We start from the raw sequence: 22,818 nt of genomic DNA, 5'->3' as shown, positions 1-22,818 counted from the left end.
CGCACGTTCTTCATCGGTCGTGCAAATGTTCGTAGGCCGCGAGAACCGCCGGAAGAGCGTGAGGCGCCGGCAAGTCCTGATCAAACATTTCCCAGCCACCTCCAAGAGCTTTGTAAACTGCAACGAAGGCAATCGCCGCATCGGCCTTCGCCTGGAGATATTGAAGCTCAAGCTCATCGTCTTGGCGTTCGGCATCGAGCACGTATAAGGAATCCGTGACGCCTCGATCGTAACGCGCGGTCGAAAGATCGACTGCACCCTTGCTTTCCTTGACGGCCTTGGCGAGCGATTGGAGCGTCTCCATCGCGGCCCGATATCGTGACAGCGCGACGTTAATCTCTTCGATGCTCGAGATGATCACGCGCTTGTAGGTCAAATACTGCGCATCGGCCTGCAGTTGTTGGATGTGCACGAGGGAGTCGAGCGTACCGAAATCAAGGAGCGGCCAATAGACCGACGGTCCGACGGAGTAGATGCTCTTGGTCACCACCGGCACGACACCGAGGCCCTGTCCTTGGAGGCCGCCACCAGCCGTAATCTGCAAGCGCGGGAATAGATCTGCAACGGCGACGCCGATCCTAGCCGTCTCGACGGCGAGCTGACGCTCTGCCGCCCGCACGTCAGGCCGCCTGCGGATCACGTCGACAGGCAAACCTGTCTTCAGGTGATCAGGAGTGGCCGGAATTCTATTGACACTCTTGAGCTCCTGGCAAATGCCGCCGGAATAAGTACCGAGGAGAACGGCGATGCGTGCACAGCCGGCGTATTCAACGGCAGAAAGCGGCGCGAGCTGCGCCTTGAGCGTGGCTAGCTGACGCGACGCAAGCTTGAAGTCCAGCTCGTTTGTCAAGCCGCGATCAAAACGCGTCTTCATCAGATCGTACGTTCTCTGCGCGCGCGCAACGTTCTCTTTCGAGGCTTTGATCTTGGCCTGAACGCCTCGCGTCTCGATATAGGCTTTGGCGACTTCCGCAACAACAGAGACCAGAACGGCGTGTCGTTGCTCGATCGCAACGTCCGTCGAGTATTGGGCCGCCTCATACGCGCGCCTGTCTTTGCCGAAAAAGTCGAGCTCCCAGCCGGCGTCAAACCCGGCGACGTGCGTGATTTCTTTGAGACCGGCGGTATTCGTCGCTGCGTTGAGCGGGCCGGCGACGCGCCCTTTTGTCGAATTTGTACCCGTGCCGCGAGCGGCCGCTGCATTGGCCTCAAAGAGGGGCAGGGCGAGACCGCGGACCGCGACTTCATTCGCGCGAGCAGCGCGGATGTGATTTGCGGCGATCTCGATGTCCGGGTTGGCGGCGATCGCGCGTTCGATGAGCGATCCGAGTTGAGGATCCTTCAGGAGCGTCCACCAACGGACGATCTCCGGCGACGAGGATTGGTCGATTGATCGAGCCGCGCCTTGATCGGCGATGCTGCTGGTCGTGAACATTCCCGGCGCACCGATACGCGGGAGCAGGTAATCCGGTCCAAGCGCGCAACCCGATAGCGCACCGGCCAGGGTCGTCAGCAGAAATTTAAGTCCCCCCCGACGCGCCATCAGCTCTGAGCCTTGGGCGTGTCGTTGTTGATCGCGATTTTGTCGCCATCCGAAATTTGGCTATTGATGTTGAGCGCCACGCGATCTCCGACTTTGATGGTGCCTGAAGCGAGTTCGACGTTATCGCCGTCATCGCTTGCAATGATCACGTTCTCGAACGTGATCTTTCCATCTTTGACGATGGCGACCTGCGGTCCCTTGGTGCGAAATAGGATTGCCGCAGCCGGTACTTCGATACTCGGCGCTTGCGCTACCTGGAATTCGGTGCGGACGTACATGCCCGGCGAAAGAGCATAATTCGTATTCGGCAAGACCACTTCAATGAGCATTGTCCGCGCGTGCGGATCGACGGAGGCCGTCGTCCGCGCAATCTTGCCCTCGTAAGCGCGGTCCGCTCCATCGGCTGTCATGACCTTGACAGTTGATCCGATGGAAAGTCGCTCGGCCACGTCCTGCGGAACTCGCGAAAAGATGCGAATCCGATCCGTCTGCTGGATGACGAAGAGGGGCGACGTGCTCGCCGAGCTTCCTGCGGTCACCAAGTCCCCGGGATCGACGCGGCGCTCTGTGATGATGCCGTCGAATGGCGCCGTGACGTTCTTATACTGTGTAAGAGTCATCAGACCATCAACCTTTGCTTGGTCGACGGCGACTTGCGCCGTCGCGGCATTGAGCTTGGCGATGCTGCTGTCGTTCGCGGCCTTCTTCTCTTCACGTTCTTGGTCTGAAACGACGCCCTTCGGCGAATCACGCCAGCGATCATAGCTGCTTCTTGCAAAGTCGGCATCGGCGTGACGGACCTTGGCCTCCGCTTTTGCGGCTTCCAATTCGGCGCGCGCTGCAACCAACTGGGCATCAAGATCGGGCGTCTCGATTGTTGCCAGCAGTTGGCCCTTCTTCACCCGGTCTCCGATGTCGACCTTCCAATCGGCAAGATAGCCGTTGACCCGCGAGTAGAGCGTCGTTCGGTACCAAGCGGCGGTATCCCCGGGAAGAACAAGCGATTTGAATGTCGGGCCTGCATTCGCAGTCGCCACATCAACCAAAGGCACCGTCGAGGCGGCTTTTCGCGTTTCCTGTTCGAGAGTATCCGTCTCACGCGCCTTGATGCGGCTGACTTCGAAGAATGCTGTTGTCAAACCGAACACGATGACAAGCGCTGTCAACATCATCCAGCGCCCGGTCGATTTCGGATATGCCTGCGCCGCCACATTTGCGAGGCAGTCTTTCGGCGGAAAATCCGCAGGCGCGAGTGGATCCGCTTCTGAAGCTTCCGATTGAGTGGCGTTGGCGGACGTCTCGCCTTTTCTAAGCATGCGCAAGGGGCAGCCTCCGGTGTTCGGTTTTCCGAGAAGTGTCGCGGCGCAGAAGCCGGTATAGGGTGGGAACAAAGATCAACGTTGCGACTGTCGCCAGCAAAAGACCGCCGATGACCGCTCGGGCAAGGGGCGCGTTCTGCTCACCGCCTTCACCGACACCCAATGCCATCGGAATCATACCGAGGATCATGGCGCCGGCCGTCATCAGGACTGGCCTCAGGCGAGTGTAGCCGGCCTCTATGGCCGCGTGCATCGGATCGACGCCCAGTTCCGCTTGCTGGTTTGCGAAGGTCAAGACCAGGATGCCATTGGCCGTGGTCAGCCCTATGCACATCAGGCTGCCCATAAGGGCCGGAACGCTGATATGCGTGCCGGTAATCAAGAGCATCCATATGATGCCGGCGAGTGCGAACGGAACAGCCATAAGAACGATGAGCGGATCGAGCCAGCTTTGGAAGTTAATCACGAGAAGCAGGAAGACGAGGACAATCGCGAGCCCCATGCCTCCAAAAAGTCCCGTGAAGCTCTCTCGCATCGTCTCGATCTGTCCGCTGAGGGTTACCTTGATGCCGCTTGAAGCGTCAGGTCGGTCCTTCGCGAGAAGCTTATCGATGGAATCCGCTGCAGAAGCGAGATCGCTGCCCTGGACGTCCGCGTCCACATCGAACACGGGCGCGATGTTGAGCTGAGACACGACCATCGGCACTTTCGTTCGTCCGAACTTCGCGACGTTCATCAGCAGTTGGGAATCTTTGTCTCCAGGAGCCGTTACTGGAAGCGTCCACAGGTCTTTCGTCGATTTGACGCGATATGCCGGCGTTTGGACGACGAGCGGATAACTGACGTTATTGTGTGGGTTCAGCCAGAAATTCGGGGAGACCTGTGCGCTTGAATTGAGGGTGACAAGCACATCATTTGCCAGACCATGTTGCTCGAGATTGAGATCTCGTGCCTTCGTCCGGTCGACATCGACCTTGATGGCGGGCGCATCCGGCACCTGAAAGACGTGAGAATCGACTATGCCCGGCACAGATCTCAAATCGCGTGCAATTTTCGAGGCCAGCGCGAACGTCATATTGGCATCGCGTCCCGAGACGCGAACGTCGATCGGTGCCGGCTGACCGAAATTCAATACCTGATTGACAATGTCGGCCGGTTGAAAAAAGAACTGAAGCTCGGGAAAGAGACGGGGCAGTTTGCGGCGGAGTTCAGCAATGTGAGCGGGCGTCGATGTGTGCTTTTCCTTCAATGACACCAAAATCTCGCCGTCCATCGGTCCGACCGTAGCGGTATCGCTCAACGCGATGTTGATGCCGCTGTAAGGCAATCCGATGTTATCCAGAATGACGTCGATCTGATCGTTGCCGACGATCCTGCGTATCGCGTCCTCAACTTCGCTGAAATACTTTTGCGTATCTTCGATCCGGGTTCCGGGTGGCGCGCGCACGTGCAGCCTCATTTGCCCCGCGTCTATTTGCGGAAAGAAGTCCATTCCGAGGCTTCTCAGCGGAAGCACTGTAACGCCGAGCAGTACGGCGAAGAATATGGTCGTCGGCAATGGGTTCGTTACGCACCACGAAACGGCATTACGATAGCGTTCTCGGAACGCCGTGAAGCCGTGCTCAAAGCCACGATGGATGATGCTGAAAGGATTGAAGCGCGCCCCCTTGTTCGTATCGGCGTGCACGCTGCTGTGCTTTCCGACCTGTGACTGCATCAGATATTTGAAGAGCACCGGAACGAGGGTGAACGAAAGAAGGAGACTGGCAAAAAGCGAGAGGATCACCGACAATGACAGCGGCGAGAAGAGGTATTTCGCGGTGCCCGTAAGCAGAAATACCGGAACGAATACGACGCCGATCGATAGCGTCGAAAGAATCGTCGGAATTCCGACCTCCGATGTTCCGTTCAGAATGGCTTCCTCGAGTTCCTCGCCCAATCCGACGTGCCGCTCAATATTCTCGATTACGACCGTCGCGTTATCGACAAGTATGCCGACCGCCAGCGCAAACCCGCCGAGCGTCATCGTATTAAGTGTCTGCCCCGCGAGGTAGAGCATCAGCAAGGCTGCTATGATCGATAGTGGGATCGATGCCAGAATGATGATCGTGAGCCGCCAGTTGCCGAGAAACAAAAGGATCATCAACGCCGTCAATCCGGCGGCCATCAAGCCGCCCATTACAACGCTGTTGAGTGCGGCCTTCACGAAGATCGACTGATCGAAAATAGTTTTGATCGAGACGCCGTCCGGCATCATGCGGCGCAGATCCGGTATGGCCGCCTTGACCCCGTTGATAACGTCGAGCGTCGACGCTCCGCCCGTTTTTCGTACGAGCATGAGTGCGCCCGGCGCACCGTTTTGACTGACCGAATTCGTTTGTATTTGGTGTCCGTCATGAACATTGGCCACGTCGCGAACGAAAATCGTTTTGCCGTCGATCTGCTTGATGGGAAAATTCGAAATCGCCGAAATTGCCTCGGGCGTATTGTTCATCGTTACCGGATAATCCTTGGCGCCGACTTTGACGTCGCCCGACGGAACAATGATGTTCTGCTTCGCCAACGCATCGGAGACGTCGGCAGGCGTCAGTCCACGCGCCTGCAATTCGTTGGGATTGAGATCCACCATGATGACTCGGATCTTGCCTCCGTAGGGATACGGAACCTGGGCACCGTGCACGACCGCTAGGTTAGGCCGTAGCACCTGTTGACCAAGGTCCGTCAAACGGGAATCCGGCAAGAACCGGCTTGCGAGGCTTAGCTGGATGACAGAAACATCAGTTGCGCTGTAACGAACGATAAGTGGCGGCGTGATATTGCGCGGCATGCTCTTCAGAACTGTCTGCGCGCAACTCGAAAGCTGCGTAATGGCTCGACTTACATCCGCGCCCTCGTGAAGGTAGACTTTAATAACGCCGACGCCCGTGTAGCTGTTCGCCTCGATGCGCTCAATATCATCGACGAGAGATGCCATTTGCCTCTCGTGCTTGATGAGGATGCGATCCTGCATTTCCTCCGCGCTCATCCCGCTGTAGGTCCAAACGACACTGACAACAGGGATGTTGATTTCGGGGAAGATATCCGTCGGCATGCGTGACACCGCGCCGAAGCCGAGCAGGCACACGAGGATAATGATCGCTGCCACCGAATGTGGATGCGTAAGAGAAAAGCGTGGCAGCGACATTCGTTCAACGTTCTCCGGCAACTGCAAGAGCCGCTCCGCGCGCGTTAATCATGCGGGCATCGTGCAGAACTGCATTGAGCCGCACTCGCTGAGACCTCGGGAAATCTATTCCCGCTAGCAATCGCGCATTCCGCGGATTCTCTATGACTTCGCCCTTTGATTACAGCCACGTCATGTTGCATCGCGCATCGCGAAATGCGTGGCGGCACCCGCATATATTCGAGACATCATCGTACGGGGAAATTCCGGCCGTACGCTTGCGTGGCGTACCGTCCGTGGCTAAGCCTCCGGTCACATACGGAGTGGCGGCTCGCTCGGCACTGTAGGAAAAGTACGATGTCGCAAGTGATCGTAACTGAAAGAACGCATGCGAATCGCATGGCCCGTATGCAAGCTATTCCGATATGGCTGATCGGCTCCGCCTACGTTGTCGCCTACGTCGCGCTTGGCTGGTTGAGCATCGTCTCTTCAACACCGTCGTTCGGCATCGTGCCTTGGAGCCCGGAAACGGGCCTGACTTTCGCGGTTTTCCTCATATTTAGACGCCAATTCTGGCTGTATCTCGTGCTCGCGGTCGCCGCGTCGAATCTAATACTGCACAGCAACCTTCCGCTTTCCGTCCAGTTGCTGTCGCCCGTCATCGTCGGCGGTGGATATGCCGCGGCGCTCAACTGGATCCAGCAGTCGCGGTGGCAATTCGACATCAAGCTTGCGTCGCTGCGGGACATTCTTGCGCTTGAGGCAATCGCCATCGTCAGCGCTGCACTCGTCGCATCCGCCTCCGTGATGCTCCTTTCCATCTCGGGTGTTCTGACCCCCGCCGAGATTCCTTACAATATTTTCAGGTATGCGATCGGCGACCTGATCGGCATATCGATCATCACGCCGTTTCTTCTGATTCTCGCAAATACGGGCGGCGCTCCAAGACCGACCCTCGAAGCGGGCATGCAGGGTCTCGCGATTTTGGCGGCTCTTGGTTTGGCGTTTGGGTTTTCGAGCCTTCCCCACTTCCGCCTATTCAATGTGATGTTCTTTCCCATCATCTGGATCGCGCTCAGACATGGCCTGAAGGGCGCGACTTACGGGCTTCTTGCGACTGAGGTGGGCCTCATCATCGCGCTGCTCATTTCAGGCCCGCAACTCGCAGGTGTGACGACCTATCAGTCCTTGATGCTCATACTTGCATTCACAGGTCTCGCCATCGGCGGCCTCGTAACGGACCGGCGCCGCTTCGAACAGGAGTTGCGGCTCAATCAGGAATCGGTCTCCCAAATTTTCCGGTTGGGGAGCGCCAGCGAAGTCACAACTGCCATCGCGCATGAGATCAATCAGCCGTTGACCGCTATTTCAAGCTACGCGCGTCTGGTTCAGGAATATCTGACAAAAGGCGAAGGCAACCGCGCGATCGCGATCGAAGCGGCATCAAAGATGGCAAGCCAAGTCGACCGAACGGCGGCGGTGGTTCGAAATCTTCGCGATTTTATAAGGCTCGGCCGCAGGCAGATCGGCGAGCAGAACCCGCATCTGCTCATTCGGGAAGCGCTTGATCTTTTGGAGCCCAATCTCCAACGCACGGGCGCGTCCGTAAAGGTCGCAATTCCCCGCGACATACGTAATGCCGCAGTCGATCGCCTCCAGATCGAGCAGGTCCTGATGAACATCATGTCGAACGCAGTCGATGCGATGAGCGACAACGATCCATCGAAAGAGAGATTGATCAACGTCAGTGCCAGTAATATCGACGGCAACCGTATCGAAATTCGAATTCAGGACAGCGGGCCTGGATTTCCAACGGGCTTTGATCTTCGAAAAGGCGGCATCCGCTCTTCGAGCAAAAAGGACGGCTTAGGGGTGGGCCTCTCGCTCAGCCGAACGATCGTCGAAGGACATGGTGGCGAGCTTCTTCTGGAAAACGACGGTAAAGGCGCCCTCGTTCGTATTCGGTTGAATTCATTTCCAAGGGAGATGGTGCAGTGACCTTAGCCTCGGCAATCGCAATCATAGATGACGACGAGCCGGTTCGAGATTCCTTGTCTCTAATGCTCAGCAATCGCGGATACGGCGTTTATGCATTTTCCTCTGCCGAGAAATTTCTTTCTGCATTACAGGGCGAACAGCTCCCGTCGTGCGTCGTTTGCGACATCCGTATGCCGGGCATGACGGGTTTGGAGCTGCAGAAAGAGCTCGCCAAGAAATGGCCGATGGTCCCCCTTGTCCTGATTACGGGCCATGGCGACGTTGCCATGGCTGTTTCCGCCCTTAAGGCCGGCGCACACGATTTCATCGAAAAGCCTTTCTCCCCTGATCGTTTGATCGAGAGCATTTCTTCGGCAATCGGAGAAGCAGAAAGTCAGCGCAATCAAGATCAGGAGAAGATGCGTCTCGCGGCACGCATCAACGAGCTTTCGGATCGCCAGCGGCAAGTCATGGATTTGGCTGTCAAGGGACACTCGAACAAGGAAATTGCGCTTGCGCTCAAAATCAGTCCGCGCACCGTCGAAACGTATCGGGCCTGGGTGATGGAACGGACGGGAGCTCGCAATATCGCCGATCTCGTTAGGATCGCGGTGCGCCTGGAGGAGATCAAAGCAAACCGGGATCACCCTCATGGCGGCACCAGGGACTATTAATCTTTGTAAGAGCCGCAGAAGGTTGAAACCCTGATATCGTTATTGCCACGGCAAAATTCTTCCGGGGTCACATCTCTGGACGACGAGTCTCTATTCGTCAGGTGTTGGTGCATTTCTCTCGCCACCCTGGCAGCCTCATACTCCTGGCAGCGGGTTGTCGCGACCCAACCGCCCGCCATTCGCTCGAAATCTCCATCGCAGAGCGATCTTGCTTGCGCTGAAGTCAATTCCGTCAAAGCAGCAACGATCAGGCCGACCGCGCCTGCTCTCAGAATGAGTTTCATATCGATCTTCACATGACTACTGGATCAGTCGTTGTAGCTAGCGCAGTAGCTGTACGTTTCGATTTCGGCGTTATGCCAGCGGCAAAACTCTTCCGGCGTTTCGTCGCCCTGACGCACCGTGTGGTGAGTGATGTGCTCGTGGTCGGCGCGCGCGACGCGTTCTGCCGCTGCGCGTTGGCAATATCTCGTGGCAACCCAGCTTCCGTTGACCATCTGGAAGTCGCCGTCGCATCGACCTTGAGCACTTGCGGCAGTTGCGAAACCTAGCGCGAGAAGTGATATTGAGGCGGCGACGGGAAGCTTAAACATCGCGATAATCCCTGTCCGGAGTTGCTCGGTTCGATGCGCAAGGATCCAGCGGCGTGGATGCAGTTCACGTCCGCGCTATTGGATCTGCATCGCCGCTAAATTTAGTTGGTATGATTGAAGAGCGTTATTCCGCTCGCTTCCTTCCGCCCTTCGACGCACGCACAAACACATCCGCAGAAATACGGTGGCAATTTCCCGCGAGCCAAAAAGCAGCCGGCGCAAGCCAACTCGCGTTCCTCGGCGTGCAAACCCGTACAAAACAAAGCAGGCGCTGCCGGAGCCGCGCCTGCTGCAAGTGGAGATCGTTGACAATAGCTTCGCTTTGACTTGCGATCGGGCGACACGCCGATTGAAAGCGTTGCCGCCCTAGCCGCTCCAGAGCACCTTTCTAGAAGCGGAAGCGAGCGCCAAAGGCAGGGTTCCAAGTGTTGGTGTAAGTGAAGCCGCTGGCCAGGCCGTCATCGGCTTGCGAATACGACACGCCGGCGTAGACGTCGAGGCGCTTTGTCCATTGATAGTCCAGCGAGGCGCTGACCCAATCGAACGAACCGGCGCAGTTGCCGCTTGCTGCCGTCCCTAACTTGTCGTTGCAGTGTGAGGCAGTGGTGCTCGTTCCGGAATTCGTAACGAACGTGTTCTGATCGTAGTGATACCAGGCTGCCGCGGCGCTCAGCTTCGGCGTGATCGCCCACTTGCCGCCGAACCAAAACAGATCGAGCTGCTTGTCAGTGAGATACTTGTTGTAATTCACGTCGCCCGCGAACAATTGATAATCGCCGATGGTGGTCAGGCTATTGAGCTGACCGTCCGGATTAGAAAAATTGATGTGCTCGTAACCACCCATGGCGGTGACGTTGTCGAAACCGAAATGGCCGAGATTATACTTGGCCATGATCGACCAGACGTCGTTATCCGATACAGTGGCGCTTAAGACATCGAGGCGCTGACAGGCCGCAATACTGGTCGCAAGCGCAGCACAGTCGCCAGCCGACAGGTTGCTGGCCGCGATGGCATTATTGAAGTGGGCATAGACCCCGTCGATCGACAGGCCCTTGAGGGCACCAGGGAGATCGACACCAATATTTCCCGAATAAGCGTCACCGCCCTGTTCCATCCCTTCGAACCGGTACATGCCGGCGACTCGGAAAATGCCGATGGTATTTGCATAACGGATTGAGTTGTTCCAACGTGCATCCTCGGTGGCGCCACCGCCGCCGCCGACGGTTCCCGAGAAAGCGAACAGCGAGAATGCATACGAACCGGCCTCCGGGTCATAAGCACCGAGCGCGTCGTTCAAGAGGGAGTTGTGGCGACCGTACGTCAGCTGGCCGAGGTCGTTGTTTTTAATACCGCCGTAAAGCACTCCGTTGAAGATCTGGCCACAACGGCTGCCATCGAGATTTGCGGTCTGCTCGAGGGGAAAGGCGCCGAGGCCGTTGTTCATACGTAGCGTTCTGCAGACGTCGGCAATATCCCCCCAGGCCGGATCGAAGCCGATTTGAGCATCGGAGATGAACGACCAGCCAGTCAGCGAGTCTATACCAAAAAGGTCAGAAAGCTTTTCGTTCGCCTTCACCCCAACGAACGATTGGCTCATCGCGTTATTGGTAGCGTTGAATTGCGGCCCCCCGCTGATCTTTGAGATTTGGTAAAGCGAGCCCTGATAGAGGGTGCTAGTTGGAGTCGCACCGTGAGAATTGTAAACGGCACTGTAGTCGACCGCGCCGTAGACGGTTATGCCTGCGACCGTCATAGAGCCAGGCGCTGCCCCATCGAAGAAGTTCGCAATGAGAGGGGCCGGCGAACTGGGTGAACTATACGCGCCGTACGTATTGGCCCCACCGAGGTCTGCGGCATTTGCCGAAGCCGCTAAACCACCAAGCGCTATCGCACTGACAATGACTGAAAGCCTCACGTGTTACCCCCTATTGCTGAATTTTCCCAACTCCTTTCCCTTGTTGCAGTCGTTGTTTGACAACTGGCCAAACTGCGGCCTCAGTGCGAAACCTTCCGTAAGAATACGGAGCCGAGAAATGTCCAACGTTTCCGATTTTGCCGCATCGATGCAGGGTGCCGATTTGCGGCGGTCGAAAGCGAAACTGTGCTCGCGACGCCAGTCGCCGCTCAGCAGCGGTCCAAGCTCGGCGTGGCTTGTAGGATTACATAGATGCTCGCGTATCGAATTATTCGCGCACCGTGTTGAAACAGAGCTCGTCAACTACGGAAGAACGGAAATCTGGAGAGCCTCAAATATCTCCGTCCCGGCGAAACGGCGGTTTCTGGGAAAAAGTAGAAGAACCGACTATGTCCGCACACCGTCAAATAGCCTGCGCGAATCCACAACGATCGAGTGGCGTTGCCCATGAATGGGTGGGTTTCCGCTTCCTCGGCATTGCGACGTGGTTGCAAGATCCCAGAAGCTGACGTGCACACATGGCAATGCGCGCAATCAAACATCAGGACGACATGTTTATATCGGGGTTCACTACGATAGGAATTTTACCAGATCGTCAAATTGAGTCCCCGCGGCCGCGATGTTGGTGTCGAGACGTTCTTCGACGGCCCGCAAACGATTAAGCCAGAAGGTTCGATAGCCAGACCACGCCGCTCCAGATGCGTCCCGCTTGCGCCCCGCGCCTGAGAAGCGGCGCACGCCATGCCGACACAGGCCGTGCAGAGTTTGAGACGCCGAGACATAAGTCCTCCTGGGGATTTGCCGTCAACAATGCTGAGCCAGACTCGTCGGTGCGATGGATTATTCCCGTCACCGCCATTGGCTTTCGAGCGCGCGGTGAGGTCATGGTGACAACCGACGGCGATGCCACCTTTGAGCGAGCGAGTCTGGAAGCGATCGGATCGCAAGTCTCGCCGGAAACGATGCTCATCGAGAAAGTAGATTCAGAGCAGCTTCATAACGCCATCGCGGCGCTCCCCATTGCCTATCGCGAATTTTTCTACTTGCATTTGGAATTCCGGCCGCATCGGGCGAGCCCATCAGATCCTCGCGCTCGTCGCCTGGCGGGTCTGAATGCGTAAAATCCGGCTACAATACTTGGGATGAGCAAGGTCTAGCGCCCTCTACTCGTTTCCCTGCGAGTCCGCGCGGTTTGCGTACGGAGATTTGTACCGTTCGGTGGGAGTCTTCCACTCCATGAAATACTTCATCGGATCACTTGATCCGAGAAATTCAATCGTGTGGGGGAGACGGCCCACGTAAGCCGGTTTCCGAACTACTTCATCGATGCGACGCTGGCGGTTAGCGCCACTCTTGGTCTTCTCGTTACATTATTCACCGGATCGATCGCCCCCGGTGTAGGCGCGCACCGGGGGCCTCTTCGTTTCGCTGCCATAAATGAACGATTTTGACCCTGTGCCATAAGCGATGCCAGAAGACGGGCCAACCAGGTGCCAAGAGTTAGTGCCAAATCAGGAGGGCACGTCACATGTCAAAAACCGTGTTCTACGCTCGCGTTTCGACCCGAGACCAAAATCTCGCGCTGCAAGTCGACGCCGCGAAGGAACTCGGTATCAAAACGGAGAACATCTTTATCGAAAAGGCATCAGGCACGCGCCACGACCGGCCGGAGCTGGCAAAGGCAATCGCCACGCTAGAGCCGAGCGACACGCTCGCCTGTTACAAGCTTGACCGCATCGGTCGCAGCCTCGCGCATCTCTCAAAGTTGCTCGACGACCTCAACGCCCGCGGTATCAAATTCAAGACTGTATCCGATGGGCTCGACACTTCCGGCTCGACCGGACGCTTAGTTCTGCACATGTTGGCGGCGGTGGAGCAGTTCGAGCGCGATCTCATTGTCGAACGCACGCGTGCCGGCCTCGCAGCCGCGAAGAAGAGCGGTAAAAAATTTCGGAGCACCGGTGAAATGGACACCAGGCATGGCCGCGAAGGCTAAAGGATATTTCGAGAAGGGCCTCAGTGGCGCGACAGTTGAAGGTTTCGCGGCGGACGTTGTTCCGCGGGCTCCGCGCCGCGCGCGATCGTGACGAAGCTATCGGGGCGTAAATCCGTCCGCTAGCTCCTAACGGGGAACGATAGAAACCACCTGAGCTGCAGTTGAAAATAGACGGGAAGTGGCGCTTATAGTTATGGCAACAAAGGATATTATCAGCGTATAAATTGACCACGTCAAGAGAGACGCCTCTGCACACGGTGGCGGCAGCTACTCCTCGGCGGCAAGCAAGTCGACATGCTGAATTGATTGCGGCAGAAACGTCAAATTGAGAAGTGCGCACTTCTGCTGAAGAATTCGCGACTAATCATAGCCGAAAAGCCAATCGATCCCCAGCGCGCAGATCTCGAGAAAATCGCCGTCGATGGCGACGACCAACGTGTTCATTCTCGAAAACAATCGTGGCACGCACGCAAAGTTGCTCGAATCCCAAGGAGGCGGTAATGCGAGACGCTAGAAGTAGCGCAGCACATCTTGTGATCCGACATGCCGGAATTTCTCGAAGACTTGAGCCGTAGGCCTCTCGCTCAAACTGCGAGCGGCCTCGTCCCCTATGGCGTATTCATCGGCCCCGGCCAGTTGGGTCTTGAGGTAGCGGTCTATATGTCCCCCACCAAGCCGAATAGCGCGACATTGCTCAAGGCCTGGAAAGAACGTCGCGATGGTCGCTCGGCGCCGGTGCTCACGGTGGCGTTGCGCGGTGGGCGCGCTTGGCTGTGCGGGCCGTCCGGTGAAAGCCTGCCGGTCTACGCTGACAAAGATGCAGCAACCATCGAGCGCCTCTGTGCCGCGGCGCTGAAGCAGCCCGATCGGCACGCGGCATTGCTCTTCCTAGGTCAGGCCCTGCCGTCGCTGGACACAGTGGCACCGGGGCTCCGCAATGAGGGGCTCTTTGCGCTCCACGAGCTGACCACAGATGCTCCGACGCACCCCGATTGGCAGGGGCACATCAGACGCGCGCGTACGATCTTGCAGGATGGCGCGGAAGGTCGGGAGCTATTGCGGCGGCTCGGCTACTCGGTCGAAAAACTCGATAACGTGACGCACGTCCTGAAGGGCGCGGATCGGCGCCTGGCCTTAGCGATCTTGCTGGATCGATCGGAAGTGCCCGAGGCGGGTTCGCAGAAGTTCGGCAATCTCTCACCGGTTTCCTATGCCTTGACCAAAGCCGATCAGGAGAATCTCGATTGGGTGCTGGTAACACAAGGGGATCGCCTGCGGCTCTATCCGACCAAGGGCGGTGTCGGTGTCGGGCGTCGAGGCCGATCCGAAACCTATATCGAAGTTCAGACCACGTTGCTTGCCGACGAACAGCTTGCCTTCCTGCCTCTGCTGTTCGCGGCCGATGCGCTTAAACCCGGTGGATCGGTTGCACGCCTTCTCGACAACTCAAAGCGCTTTGCCGCGAACTTGGCCACACGACTGCGCGATCGAATCTACAATGATGTGATGCCACTGCTTGCTCAGGGCGTCGCGGCGGCCCGGGGGCTTAAGAAGCCAACGGCTGACGACCTTGACCTTACATACCGGATGGCACTCACCGTGCTGTTTCGGCTCCTTTTCGTGGCCTATGCCGAAGACAGGGACTTGCTTCCTTATCGGCACAGCGAAGCTTATCGGCGCCGGTCGCTGAAACAGAAGGCTCTGGAACTCGCCGAACACGCGCATGCGGTGACACCCATTTCGGCGGGCACCAGTCATTGGACTGAAGTAGCTCGCATCTGGAATGCGGTTTCGGTCAGTGACGTTGAGCTTTCCGTGCCCGCCTACAATGGCGGACTGTTCACCAAAGACCCAGCCATTTCGCCAGCTGGGGCCGAACTCGCCAAGATCGCTCTGCCCAATGAAATCTTCGAGCCGGCGCTGAAAGCGCTGCTGCTCAGCGACGTTGGCGAAGGCCTGCAACCCGTTGATTTTCGATCCTTGGGGGTGCGGGAGTTCGGCACGATCTACGAAGGACTGCTCGAATCAGAATTGTCGGTTGCCGATCAACATCTCGATCTCGACCGGAATGGTTCGTATATTCCCTCGAAGGGTAGGCAAACGCCTATCGTCCGCAAAGGCGAAATCTACCTCCATGACATGTCGGGCGCGCGCAAGGCATCGGGCAGTTATTTTACCAAGAGCTTTGCAGTCGAACACTTGCTGGATCGTGCGCTGGTTCCGGCGCTGGATGATCACCTGGCGCGTGTTCTCGCCATGGACGACGCAGACGCGGCGGAAGCATTTTTCGATTTCCGCGTTGCCGATATCGCGATGGGGTCGGGCCACTTCCTCGTCGCGGCAGTAGACCGCATCGAAAAGTCTTTCACCGGTTATCTAGCAAAGCCAGGAGCGCCGGGTACGGCCGGAATCCGCAACGAATTGGGTCGGCTAAAAGAAGCCGCAAAGGCTCAACTAGGCGAGCTTGCCGATCAGATGACCTTTGAGGATAGTCAACTCCTGCGAAGGTTGATTGCTCGGCGATGCATCTATGGCGTGGACCTCAATCCTTTGTCTGTCGAACTCGCCCGACTTGCCATTTGGATACACACGTTTGTGCCGGGTCTGCCACTCAGCGTGCTTGACCATAACCTCGTCAATGGCAATGCGCTGGTTGGGGTTGGGACGGTTGCGGAAATCCGCGAGGCCTTTAAGGCGGCCAGCACGGCGCTATTTCCCGTTGATGCCGACAACCTGTTGGGCCGTGCTGCGCAGCATTTGCGGCGACTTGCCAACATCTCTGACGCTACAATGGCCGATGTTTCGCACGCACGCGACGCTATTGAAGAAGCCAAGGTCGCGGTTGCGGACACTAAGGCGCTTTGCGACATCATTGCTGCGCAGCGCCTCGACCCAACCATTCGCTATCAGTTCGAGAATTGGGAAACGGATCGGGACCGCATACAGAAACACCCGGCGCGCTTTGCCGCTCTTACAGCGCTGGAAGGGCTAAAGACTTTCCATTTCCCCATTGCCTTTCCGGAAGTGTTTTTGCGCAAACGCAGCGGCTTCGACGTGCTGTTGGGGAATCCACCGTGGCAGGAAGCCACCATCGAGGATCACGCCTTCTGGGCTCGGCATTTTCCTGGGTTGCGAGGCCTGTCGCAAGCCGAACTCGAACGCGAACGCGTAGCGTTGCGCACCGCCCGACCTGATCTGGCGGCACAACTCGACGGCGAAGTCAAAGCGATGGCGAAAGTGCGAAAGGCACTGACGTCCGGTGCCTTCCCCGGGATGGGGACCGGCGATCCAGACTTTTATAAAGCCTTCATGTGGCGATTCTGGAATTTGTCGATCGAGGAGGGCGGCGCGATAGGCATTGTCCTTCCTCGCAGCGCAACATTTGCATCGGGTTCCGCAGCTTTTCGTACGGCACTTTTCGCGGCAGCAACCGCAACGGACTTGACGCTACTAGTCAACAAGGGCGAGTGGGTTTTTGAGCAGGTCCACGAACAGTACGCCTTCGCCTTGCTCGCGATCCTTCGAGGCGTAGAGCGAGCAAATTTATTGCTTCGAGGCCCATACGCCAGTTTGGCGGCCTTTGACGCAGGGCAAAGAACTTCAGGAGCCGAATTTGCAGCGTCAGAGATTTTGGAATGGAACGATACAGCGTCATTGCCTCTGCTTCCCGCCGAGTTATCCCTCAACGTTTTTACCCAGCTTAGGCGCTCGCCCAGATTGGATGCGCGATTCGAAGGAAGCTGGCGGGCACGGCCAGACAGAGAGCTTGATGCAACCAATCAGAAGGACCTGATGATCTTCGCAGATGAACGTCCGACTGAAGTGCTACCGATCTTCAAAGGCGGATCGTTCAATCTTTGGGCGCCAGACGGAGGATCAGCAACCTACTATGCGTGGGCGGAACCGGACATCGTGGGGCCGTGGCTATATCGCAAGCGATTGCGATCAGGAGGCAGCACCAGGGATAGCGTTCACGCCGAGTTTCCTCTGCCATACAGGCAGGATCGCTCAACTCAAGCCTATTTGTCGCCTCGTATTGCGTTTCGGGATGCAACCAACCGGCTAAACGTTCGCACCCTCATATCTTGCTTGGTTCCACCAAATGTCTTCCTCACCAATAAGGCTCCATATTTGCTATGGCCGTCTGGCGACCAAAAGGACGAGGCATATCTACTCGGAATTCTATCGTCTTACTCGCTCGATTGGTACGCGAGACGATTTGTTGAACGAAACGTAAACTACTTCCTTTTCAATCCGCTTCCCATCCCACGTCCTGCTCGTGAAGACCCACTCTGGCAACGCGCAGTCGCGCTCGCTGGCCGACTCGCCGCGCCTGATGAACGATTTGCCGAATGGGCCAAAAAGGTCGGAGTCGAGTGGGGGCCACTTCCGCCGAAGGACAAACAATCAATGATCGACGAACTCGACGCTGTGGTTGCTCACCTCTATGGCCTCACCGAAGACCAGCTCCGCCACATTTTCGAGACCTTCCACGAAGGCTGGGCGTGGCAAGAACGCTTTGCCGCCGTACAGGTTTACTTTCAACATTGGATCGATCGTTGATAGATACTGCCGGGGGGCAAAATGGCGTCGCTTCATCTCAACAGCCTGAGCAAGGACGAGCGCGCCGCGCTCGAAAAGCAGCTCTGGGACCAACAGAACGGCAAGTGCTTCATTTCCGGCAAGACGCTGACACTCGACCTCGATGAGCTCGATATCGACCACATCATTCCGTCGCGGGATAACGGCAAGGATGATCCCAGCAATTTCGCCCTGACGCTAGCCAGCTATAACCGGTCCAAGCAAGCAGCCGATCTCCGCGTGGCGCGCGTACTGGCCCGTTTCGACCAAATCAGGGCAACCGCCGATAGCGACGACCGGGGCGCCAATCTCAATGACGTGCTGAAGGCCAACGGCGGTGCAACCGGATCACTAAGGGGGAAGATCGAGGACGACCAGATCACTTACATCGTCGGCGGGGACAACAAGGTCGCAGTTCCAATCCATACCGATAAGCTCTCGGGCATGCGCTACTTCTTTGCGGTGTTGCCGATTGCGGCGGTTCACCACGACGAAAAGATCAACCCCCGCCCCATCGGCGCCAACGTGCGCGGTCTCGTCGAGGAGTTCTTCAAGGGCAGGCCGCAGCTACAAATCGCACTTGGCTGGATCAACTCGGCCGAGTTGCCTGAGGCGCGTGTCAGCATCTTCGACGGGCAGCACAAAGTCACTGCGCAGATTTTGCTCGGCGTATCGACCCTCCCGGTGCGGGTATTCATCGATCCGAATTTCGACGTCCTGCTCACCACAAACACCAATGCCGGTACGACGCTGCGCCAGGTGGCCTTCGACAAATCCGTGCAGCGCCGTCTCGGCTCCGCGATGCTGCTCGACCGCATTGCGCGATACCGCAAGGACAAGAGCCTTCCGGAAGATGACGAGAGCTTTTCCGAGAAGGCCATCGTCGAGCACTTCAAGGGCGATCAACGCGCGGTGACGCGGTACGTGCTAGACGGCATCCGCAACGCCATCACCTATTCGCCCGACAACAAGTTGCGCGACTACATCGACAACTCCGGGAAAGGCCATGAGAAGCCCTTCTCCTACAGCACTATCGAAAAGACGTTCTACTCGAAGTTTATCGGCTCCAGCATGCTGGAAACGCCATGGAACTACCGCAGCGATGTCGGGGAGAACCCACGGACAATCGAGGTTGGGCAGATCGTGCGGCTGATGAGCCTGATTGCCGACAAAATCTATGTCGGCAAGTACGACGAGGAAATCGGCACGGCCAAGCTCGAGAATAAGGTGCAAAAGGGCGCGGATGTAGCCGAGAAGCATTTGGCCGCCTTCCGCATGGCCAAGGAAGAGATCGTATACTGTTGGATCAGCTACATCGGCAAGATCATCGAGAACCACTTCCTGATGATGGGCCGCGTGGTCGATAACGAAAAGCTATTCCAGTACCCGTTTCCCGAGCAGCTCTGGATCAACATCGGCTGTTTCATCGACAATCTCGCACGCTTGCCTATGTGGGTGAACCGCGACGCTTCGCTCACGATCTTCGGCGGCAGGCAAACTTATGGATTTTGGCAAACGATCTTCGAGTCGGGCAGTAGCCCGACTGGACACAAGGCGATGCCCGCCGGGCTCAACATCATGGAAATGATCAAACCCTGAGGGCAGCAATGAGCAATCCTGAGTTCGTCGACAATCTCGACGGCAATACGCTAGCGGCAGCAATCGAGCGCGTGCTCAAGAACGGCATTCCAACGCGCGACGGCACTTTCGGTGAAGCACCCACGCCGCCCGGGCGCCTGGACATCGCATCGGCTTTCTTCTCCCCCGCCGGCTTTGCCCAAATAGCCAAGGCACTTAACGGCATCGAAAAGGTGCGGCTCATGATCGGGGCCGAACCACCTTCCGAAGCCCTACCGCCGCGTCGAAGGCTCGACGAAACGCCCACACAGTTCGAGCGCCGTTTGTTGCGCGAGGGATTGAATCAGCTCGATGAAGGGCTGAGAGCGGAGCGCAACCGGTTCCCCTTCACACGCGCCGGGCGTGCAGCTTTGAAAAGCTTGATTGACGTCCTCAAGACCGGGCGAATGGAAACCCGCCGATATGAGCTGGCCTTTATGCACGCGAAAGCCTACATCTTCGCTCCGCGCACCGAGGCCTATGGCGGTGGTTCGGGGGTTATCGCGGGCTCGTCCAACCTGACTCGTGCTGGCGTCACCCATAATCTAGAACTCAACCTTGGGCACTTCGATGACCCGGTCGTGGGACAGGCGAAGGCTTGGTATGAGCGCCTTTGGGACGATGCCGTTCCGGTCGACCTCACCGAGTTGTTGGAGGAGGTATTTGCTGAGTGGACGCCCTTCGACATCTTTTTGCGCACCCTCCACCAGCTCTATGGCAACGAAGTTGAAGAGCTAGCAAAGATCGACCAGGGCTTGCCCCTGACCAGCTTCCAGAAGCACGGTGCTGCCCGTGCGCTGAGGTTGATCAGCGAGACCGGCGGCGCCATCGTTGCCGATGAAGTCGGCTTAGGCAAAACCTTCATCGCGGGCGAAATTCTCAAACTCTACATCGATCGCCGACACCGCTGCCTGCTTGTTTGCCCTGCCCAGCTTCGAGACTCGACCTGGAGGAAATTCCGCAGCACGCATTTTCTCAGCGACGTGGAGTGCGTGTCGTACGAAGAACTGGCCATCGACCGGCAACTGGCGATGGGCAATCCCGATCAGTTTCAGGATAAGTTGCAACGACCACTGCGCGAGTATCAACTCGTTGTCGTCGATGAGGCGCACAACTACCGCAATCCCGACGCCTCGACGCGAGCCGCCGTGTTGCGCAAGCTGCTATGGGGGCAGAGGCGCGACGTGCTGTTGCTCACGGCAACGCCGGTCAATAATTCGCTTTGGGACCTCTATCATCTGATCCAGTTCTACATGCGCCAGGATGCTTTCCTTGCGGAACGTGGCATTCTCTCGATCAAGGAACGGTTCGACCAAGCGGCGAAGGAAGATCCATCGGCACTGTCGCCTGACCTCCTTTACCCCATAATCGACGCGACCACGGTCAAGCGCACGCGCCAGTTCGTGAAGAAGCACTATAGCGGCGACCATATCAGGCTGGCGGATGGAACGGAGGTGACCATTGTCTTTCCCGAACCGCGCGCCATCACAGTGCGGTACGAACTCACCGATCCGTTGCCGGAAATTTTCGATCTTCTGGAAGAGTCGCTCGATCCAGATCAAGGCAATGGCTCAATCACATTTGCCCGCTATGTCCCCGATGCCTATCTGCGCGACGGCGTGGAAGAGGACATGTTTGGCGACGAAGATGCGCGGGCCGCTGCAACGGTAGGCCTTCTGCGGTCCGGGCTGCTGAAGCGTTTCGAGTCCTCGAGCTTTGCCTTCGCGACGACGCTCGAAAAGATGATGAACGAACACCGCACCTTTCTTGCGGCGCTCGATCGGGGCCACGTTATTCGAACTGAATTGATCCACGAGATTTCCGCCATCGACGACGACGATCTCGACACCGTTTTGGAGTCAAGCGATCAAGCCGTTTCGGCGGGCCTCTACAAGGTCCCATTGCTGCGAAATGCGGTAGAGAGCGATCTCGGGAAACTGGAGGCGTTGTCCGCCGCCCTTGTTCGCATTACGCCGACTCAAGACCCCAAGCTCGCTGCGCTGATCAAGACGCTCATCGAGATAGCCGCTGAAGCGAACGATGAAGCGATCAGCGACGAGGACGCCCGGCAGAAGCGTAAAGTTTTGATATTCTCATTTTTCGCGGACACTGTCCGGTATTTGCGTCGGCAGTTGGAAGCCGAGATCGAACGCAATCCGGCACTGAGTGTTTTCCGCAGCCGGATCGTTGCGGTTGCTGGTAGCGTCGATGTGGAACCCCTGCCCATCGGACGCCAAGCCGCTGTTGCCGGATTTGCGCCTGTCTCATCCGAATCTATCGGGGCCGAAGATCGCTTCGATATTCTGTTGACGACCGACGTGCTCGCTGAGGGCGTCAATCTTCAGCAGTGCCGGCACATCGTGAACTTTGATGTTCCGTGGAACCCCATGCGCCTAGTCCAGCGGCATGGTCGCGTTGATCGCATCGGCAGTCCCCATCAACGGGTGTTTCTGAGGACGATCTTCCCGGCGGACCGCCTCGATCAGTTGCTCAACCTCGAGCAACGCATTCTGCAGAAGATTGCTATGGCCGCTGCCAGCGTTGGCGTCGCGTCGCCGGTGCAGGGAGGTGCGGCTGGAAGTCAGGTTTTTACCGAAACTCGCGCCGAAATCGAGCGGCTGTTGCAGGACGACGCCTCGCTTTTCGAACGGGGCGCTGCTGGAGGGGCCGGCCAAACGGGCGAGGAGTACCGCCAAACGCTTCGAAAGGCGTTGGACCAGAACGCCCATAGCATCGAGCGTATGCCATTCGGCGCCGGGTCAGGCATGAGGCGTGGCACTCGTCAGGGGGCGTTCTTCTGTGCCGTGATCGGCGAACGCACCTATTTGCGATTTGTCCCCACCTCAATCGATTGGTTGCCAGCGGATGAGCCCATCGTCAGCGAGATCGGCACATGCCTCAGGCTCATTGAATGCGACGAAGCAACACCTCGAAGCGTTCCGGGGCAACTGGACACAGCCATCTTCAATCTGTGGGAGGTCGCCAAGCAAAACATCCATGAGTCCTGGATGAAAGAAACCGATCCAGCCAGCTTGCAACCGCGCGTCCGACCACTCAACCAACGCGTCGCGGAGTTCATTCGCGCCAACCGGCCAACGGACGAAGACGGAAATCAAGTGAACAACGCTCTCGATATTCTAGAGGCGCCCTGGCCCCGGCGAGAGGAAATCATGCTGCGCGACTGGTACAACGACCCCGACCGCGGCGGGCCGGACAAGGCGCGAGCGCTCGTTGCCAGGATTCGAGAAACCGGCCTAGAACCGTTCGCTCAACCGAAGCTCCTGCCACCCATCGAACTCGAAGATATCGAGCTGGTCTGCTGGATGGGCATCGCCCCCGAAGCTGTGGCCGATAGCAATCGCCGCTCCTAGAAGCGACCAATGGCCTGAAGGAGTCTCTCGAGGACCTGCCCTGCTGCCCTCGTTGAGGGCGATCGCACC

The 22,818-nt window shown here is 57.5% G+C and carries 12 protein-coding genes; 6 read left to right on the top strand and 6 right to left on the bottom strand.

Going from position 1 to position 22,818, the window contains the following annotated elements:
* Window positions 1-10 precede the first annotated feature (10 nt).
* The 3 genes from HDEN_RS04535 to HDEN_RS04525 are packed head-to-tail and all read right to left on the bottom strand — an operon-like array spanning window position 11 to window position 6,046.
* The gene (locus HDEN_RS04535) at window positions 11-1,543 is read right to left on the bottom strand and encodes an efflux transporter outer membrane subunit (RefSeq protein WP_013214949.1); all 1,533 of its coding nucleotides are present in this window, start codon (window positions 1,541-1,543) and stop codon (window positions 11-13) included.
* Window positions 1,543-2,859: an efflux RND transporter periplasmic adaptor subunit gene (locus tag HDEN_RS04530; RefSeq protein WP_245256776.1), complete on the bottom strand. Its 1,317-nt coding sequence runs from the start codon at window positions 2,857-2,859 to the stop codon at window positions 1,543-1,545. Before HDEN_RS04530 ends, HDEN_RS04535 begins: the two co-directional genes overlap by 1 nt.
* Window positions 2,852-6,046: an efflux RND transporter permease subunit gene (locus tag HDEN_RS04525; protein ID WP_013214947.1), complete on the bottom strand. Its 3,195-nt coding sequence runs from the start codon at window positions 6,044-6,046 to the stop codon at window positions 2,852-2,854. The genes HDEN_RS04530 and HDEN_RS04525 overlap by 8 nt, the downstream gene beginning before the upstream one ends.
* Window positions 6,047-6,424: 378 nt before the next feature.
* On the opposite strand from HDEN_RS04525, the gene HDEN_RS04520 reads away from it, so the two are divergent.
* On the top strand, window positions 6,425-8,023 hold the full coding sequence (locus HDEN_RS04520) for an ATP-binding protein (RefSeq protein ID WP_245256727.1): 1,599 nt from the start codon (window positions 6,425-6,427) through the stop codon (window positions 8,021-8,023).
* Window positions 8,020-8,676 (top strand): response regulator transcription factor, encoded by a 657-nt coding sequence (locus HDEN_RS04515; RefSeq protein ID WP_013214945.1) that lies wholly within the window; start codon window positions 8,020-8,022, stop codon window positions 8,674-8,676. The genes HDEN_RS04520 and HDEN_RS04515 overlap by 4 nt, the downstream gene beginning before the upstream one ends.
* Here HDEN_RS04515 and HDEN_RS04510 read toward each other — a convergent pair.
* From HDEN_RS04510 to HDEN_RS04500, 3 genes are all read right to left on the bottom strand, one after another.
* On the bottom strand, window positions 8,673-8,960 hold the full coding sequence (locus HDEN_RS04510) for a hypothetical protein (RefSeq protein WP_041921549.1): 288 nt from the start codon (window positions 8,958-8,960) through the stop codon (window positions 8,673-8,675). The two genes, HDEN_RS04515 and HDEN_RS04510, sit on opposite strands and share 4 nt — an antisense overlap.
* A 24-nt stretch (window positions 8,961-8,984) precedes the next feature.
* Window positions 8,985-9,269: a hypothetical protein gene (locus tag HDEN_RS04505; protein ID WP_013214944.1), complete on the bottom strand. Its 285-nt coding sequence runs from the start codon at window positions 9,267-9,269 to the stop codon at window positions 8,985-8,987.
* Window positions 9,270-9,657: 388 nt separating this feature from the next.
* Window positions 9,658-11,184 carry a porin gene (locus HDEN_RS04500; protein WP_013214943.1) on the bottom strand — a complete coding sequence of 509 codons (1,527 nt, stop codon included), beginning with the start codon at window positions 11,182-11,184 and terminating at the stop codon, window positions 9,658-9,660.
* Between the two features lie 1,528 nt (window positions 11,185-12,712).
* On the opposite strand from HDEN_RS04500, the gene HDEN_RS04490 reads away from it, so the two are divergent.
* From HDEN_RS04490 to HDEN_RS04475, 4 genes are all read left to right on the top strand, one after another.
* The gene (locus HDEN_RS04490; protein ID WP_013214942.1) at window positions 12,713-13,180 is read left to right on the top strand and encodes a recombinase family protein; all 468 of its coding nucleotides are present in this window, start codon (window positions 12,713-12,715) and stop codon (window positions 13,178-13,180) included.
* Between the two features lie 543 nt (window positions 13,181-13,723).
* Window positions 13,724-17,743, top strand: coding sequence for an Eco57I restriction-modification methylase domain-containing protein (locus tag HDEN_RS04485; protein ID WP_013214941.1), 4,020 nt, complete (start codon window positions 13,724-13,726; stop codon window positions 17,741-17,743).
* A 21-nt stretch (window positions 17,744-17,764) separates the two neighbouring features.
* Window positions 17,765-19,360, top strand: coding sequence for an HNH endonuclease (locus HDEN_RS04480; protein ID WP_013214940.1), 1,596 nt, complete (start codon window positions 17,765-17,767; stop codon window positions 19,358-19,360).
* Between the two features lie 8 nt (window positions 19,361-19,368).
* Window positions 19,369-22,749: a helicase-related protein gene (locus tag HDEN_RS04475; RefSeq protein ID WP_013214939.1), complete on the top strand. Its 3,381-nt coding sequence runs from the start codon at window positions 19,369-19,371 to the stop codon at window positions 22,747-22,749.
* Window positions 22,750-22,818: the final 69 nt, after the last annotated feature.

Origin of the sequence: Hyphomicrobium denitrificans ATCC 51888 (assembly GCF_000143145.1) — a bacterium.
In the GTDB taxonomy this organism is placed as follows: Bacteria; Pseudomonadota; Alphaproteobacteria; order Rhizobiales; family Hyphomicrobiaceae; genus Hyphomicrobium_B; species Hyphomicrobium_B denitrificans.
This window is presented reverse-complemented; position numbering and strand designations above follow the sequence as displayed.

What these genes read in the sequence shown, in the direction of transcription:
- HDEN_RS04535 (WP_013214949.1), bottom strand. Translation starts at nt 1,543, where the DNA reads ATGGCGCGTCGGGGGGGACTTAAATTTCTGCTGACGACCCTGGCCGGT.
- HDEN_RS04530 (WP_245256776.1), bottom strand. Translation starts at nt 2,859, where the DNA reads ATGCTTAGAAAAGGCGAGACGTCCGCCAACGCCACTCAATCGGAAGCT.
- HDEN_RS04525 (WP_013214947.1), bottom strand. Translation starts at nt 6,046, where the DNA reads ATGTCGCTGCCACGCTTTTCTCTTACGCATCCACATTCGGTGGCAGCG.
- HDEN_RS04520 (WP_245256727.1), top strand. Translation starts at nt 6,425, where the DNA reads ATGGCCCGTATGCAAGCTATTCCGATATGGCTGATCGGCTCCGCCTAC.
- HDEN_RS04510 (WP_041921549.1), bottom strand. Translation starts at nt 8,960, where the DNA reads ATGAAACTCATTCTGAGAGCAGGCGCGGTCGGCCTGATCGTTGCTGCT.
- HDEN_RS04505 (WP_013214944.1), bottom strand. Translation starts at nt 9,269, where the DNA reads ATGTTTAAGCTTCCCGTCGCCGCCTCAATATCACTTCTCGCGCTAGGT.
- HDEN_RS04490 (WP_013214942.1), top strand. Translation starts at nt 12,713, where the DNA reads ATGTCAAAAACCGTGTTCTACGCTCGCGTTTCGACCCGAGACCAAAAT.
- HDEN_RS04485 (WP_013214941.1), top strand. Translation starts at nt 13,724, where the DNA reads ATGCCGGAATTTCTCGAAGACTTGAGCCGTAGGCCTCTCGCTCAAACT.
- HDEN_RS04480 (WP_013214940.1), top strand. Translation starts at nt 17,765, where the DNA reads ATGGCGTCGCTTCATCTCAACAGCCTGAGCAAGGACGAGCGCGCCGCG.
- HDEN_RS04475 (WP_013214939.1), top strand. Translation starts at nt 19,369, where the DNA reads ATGAGCAATCCTGAGTTCGTCGACAATCTCGACGGCAATACGCTAGCG.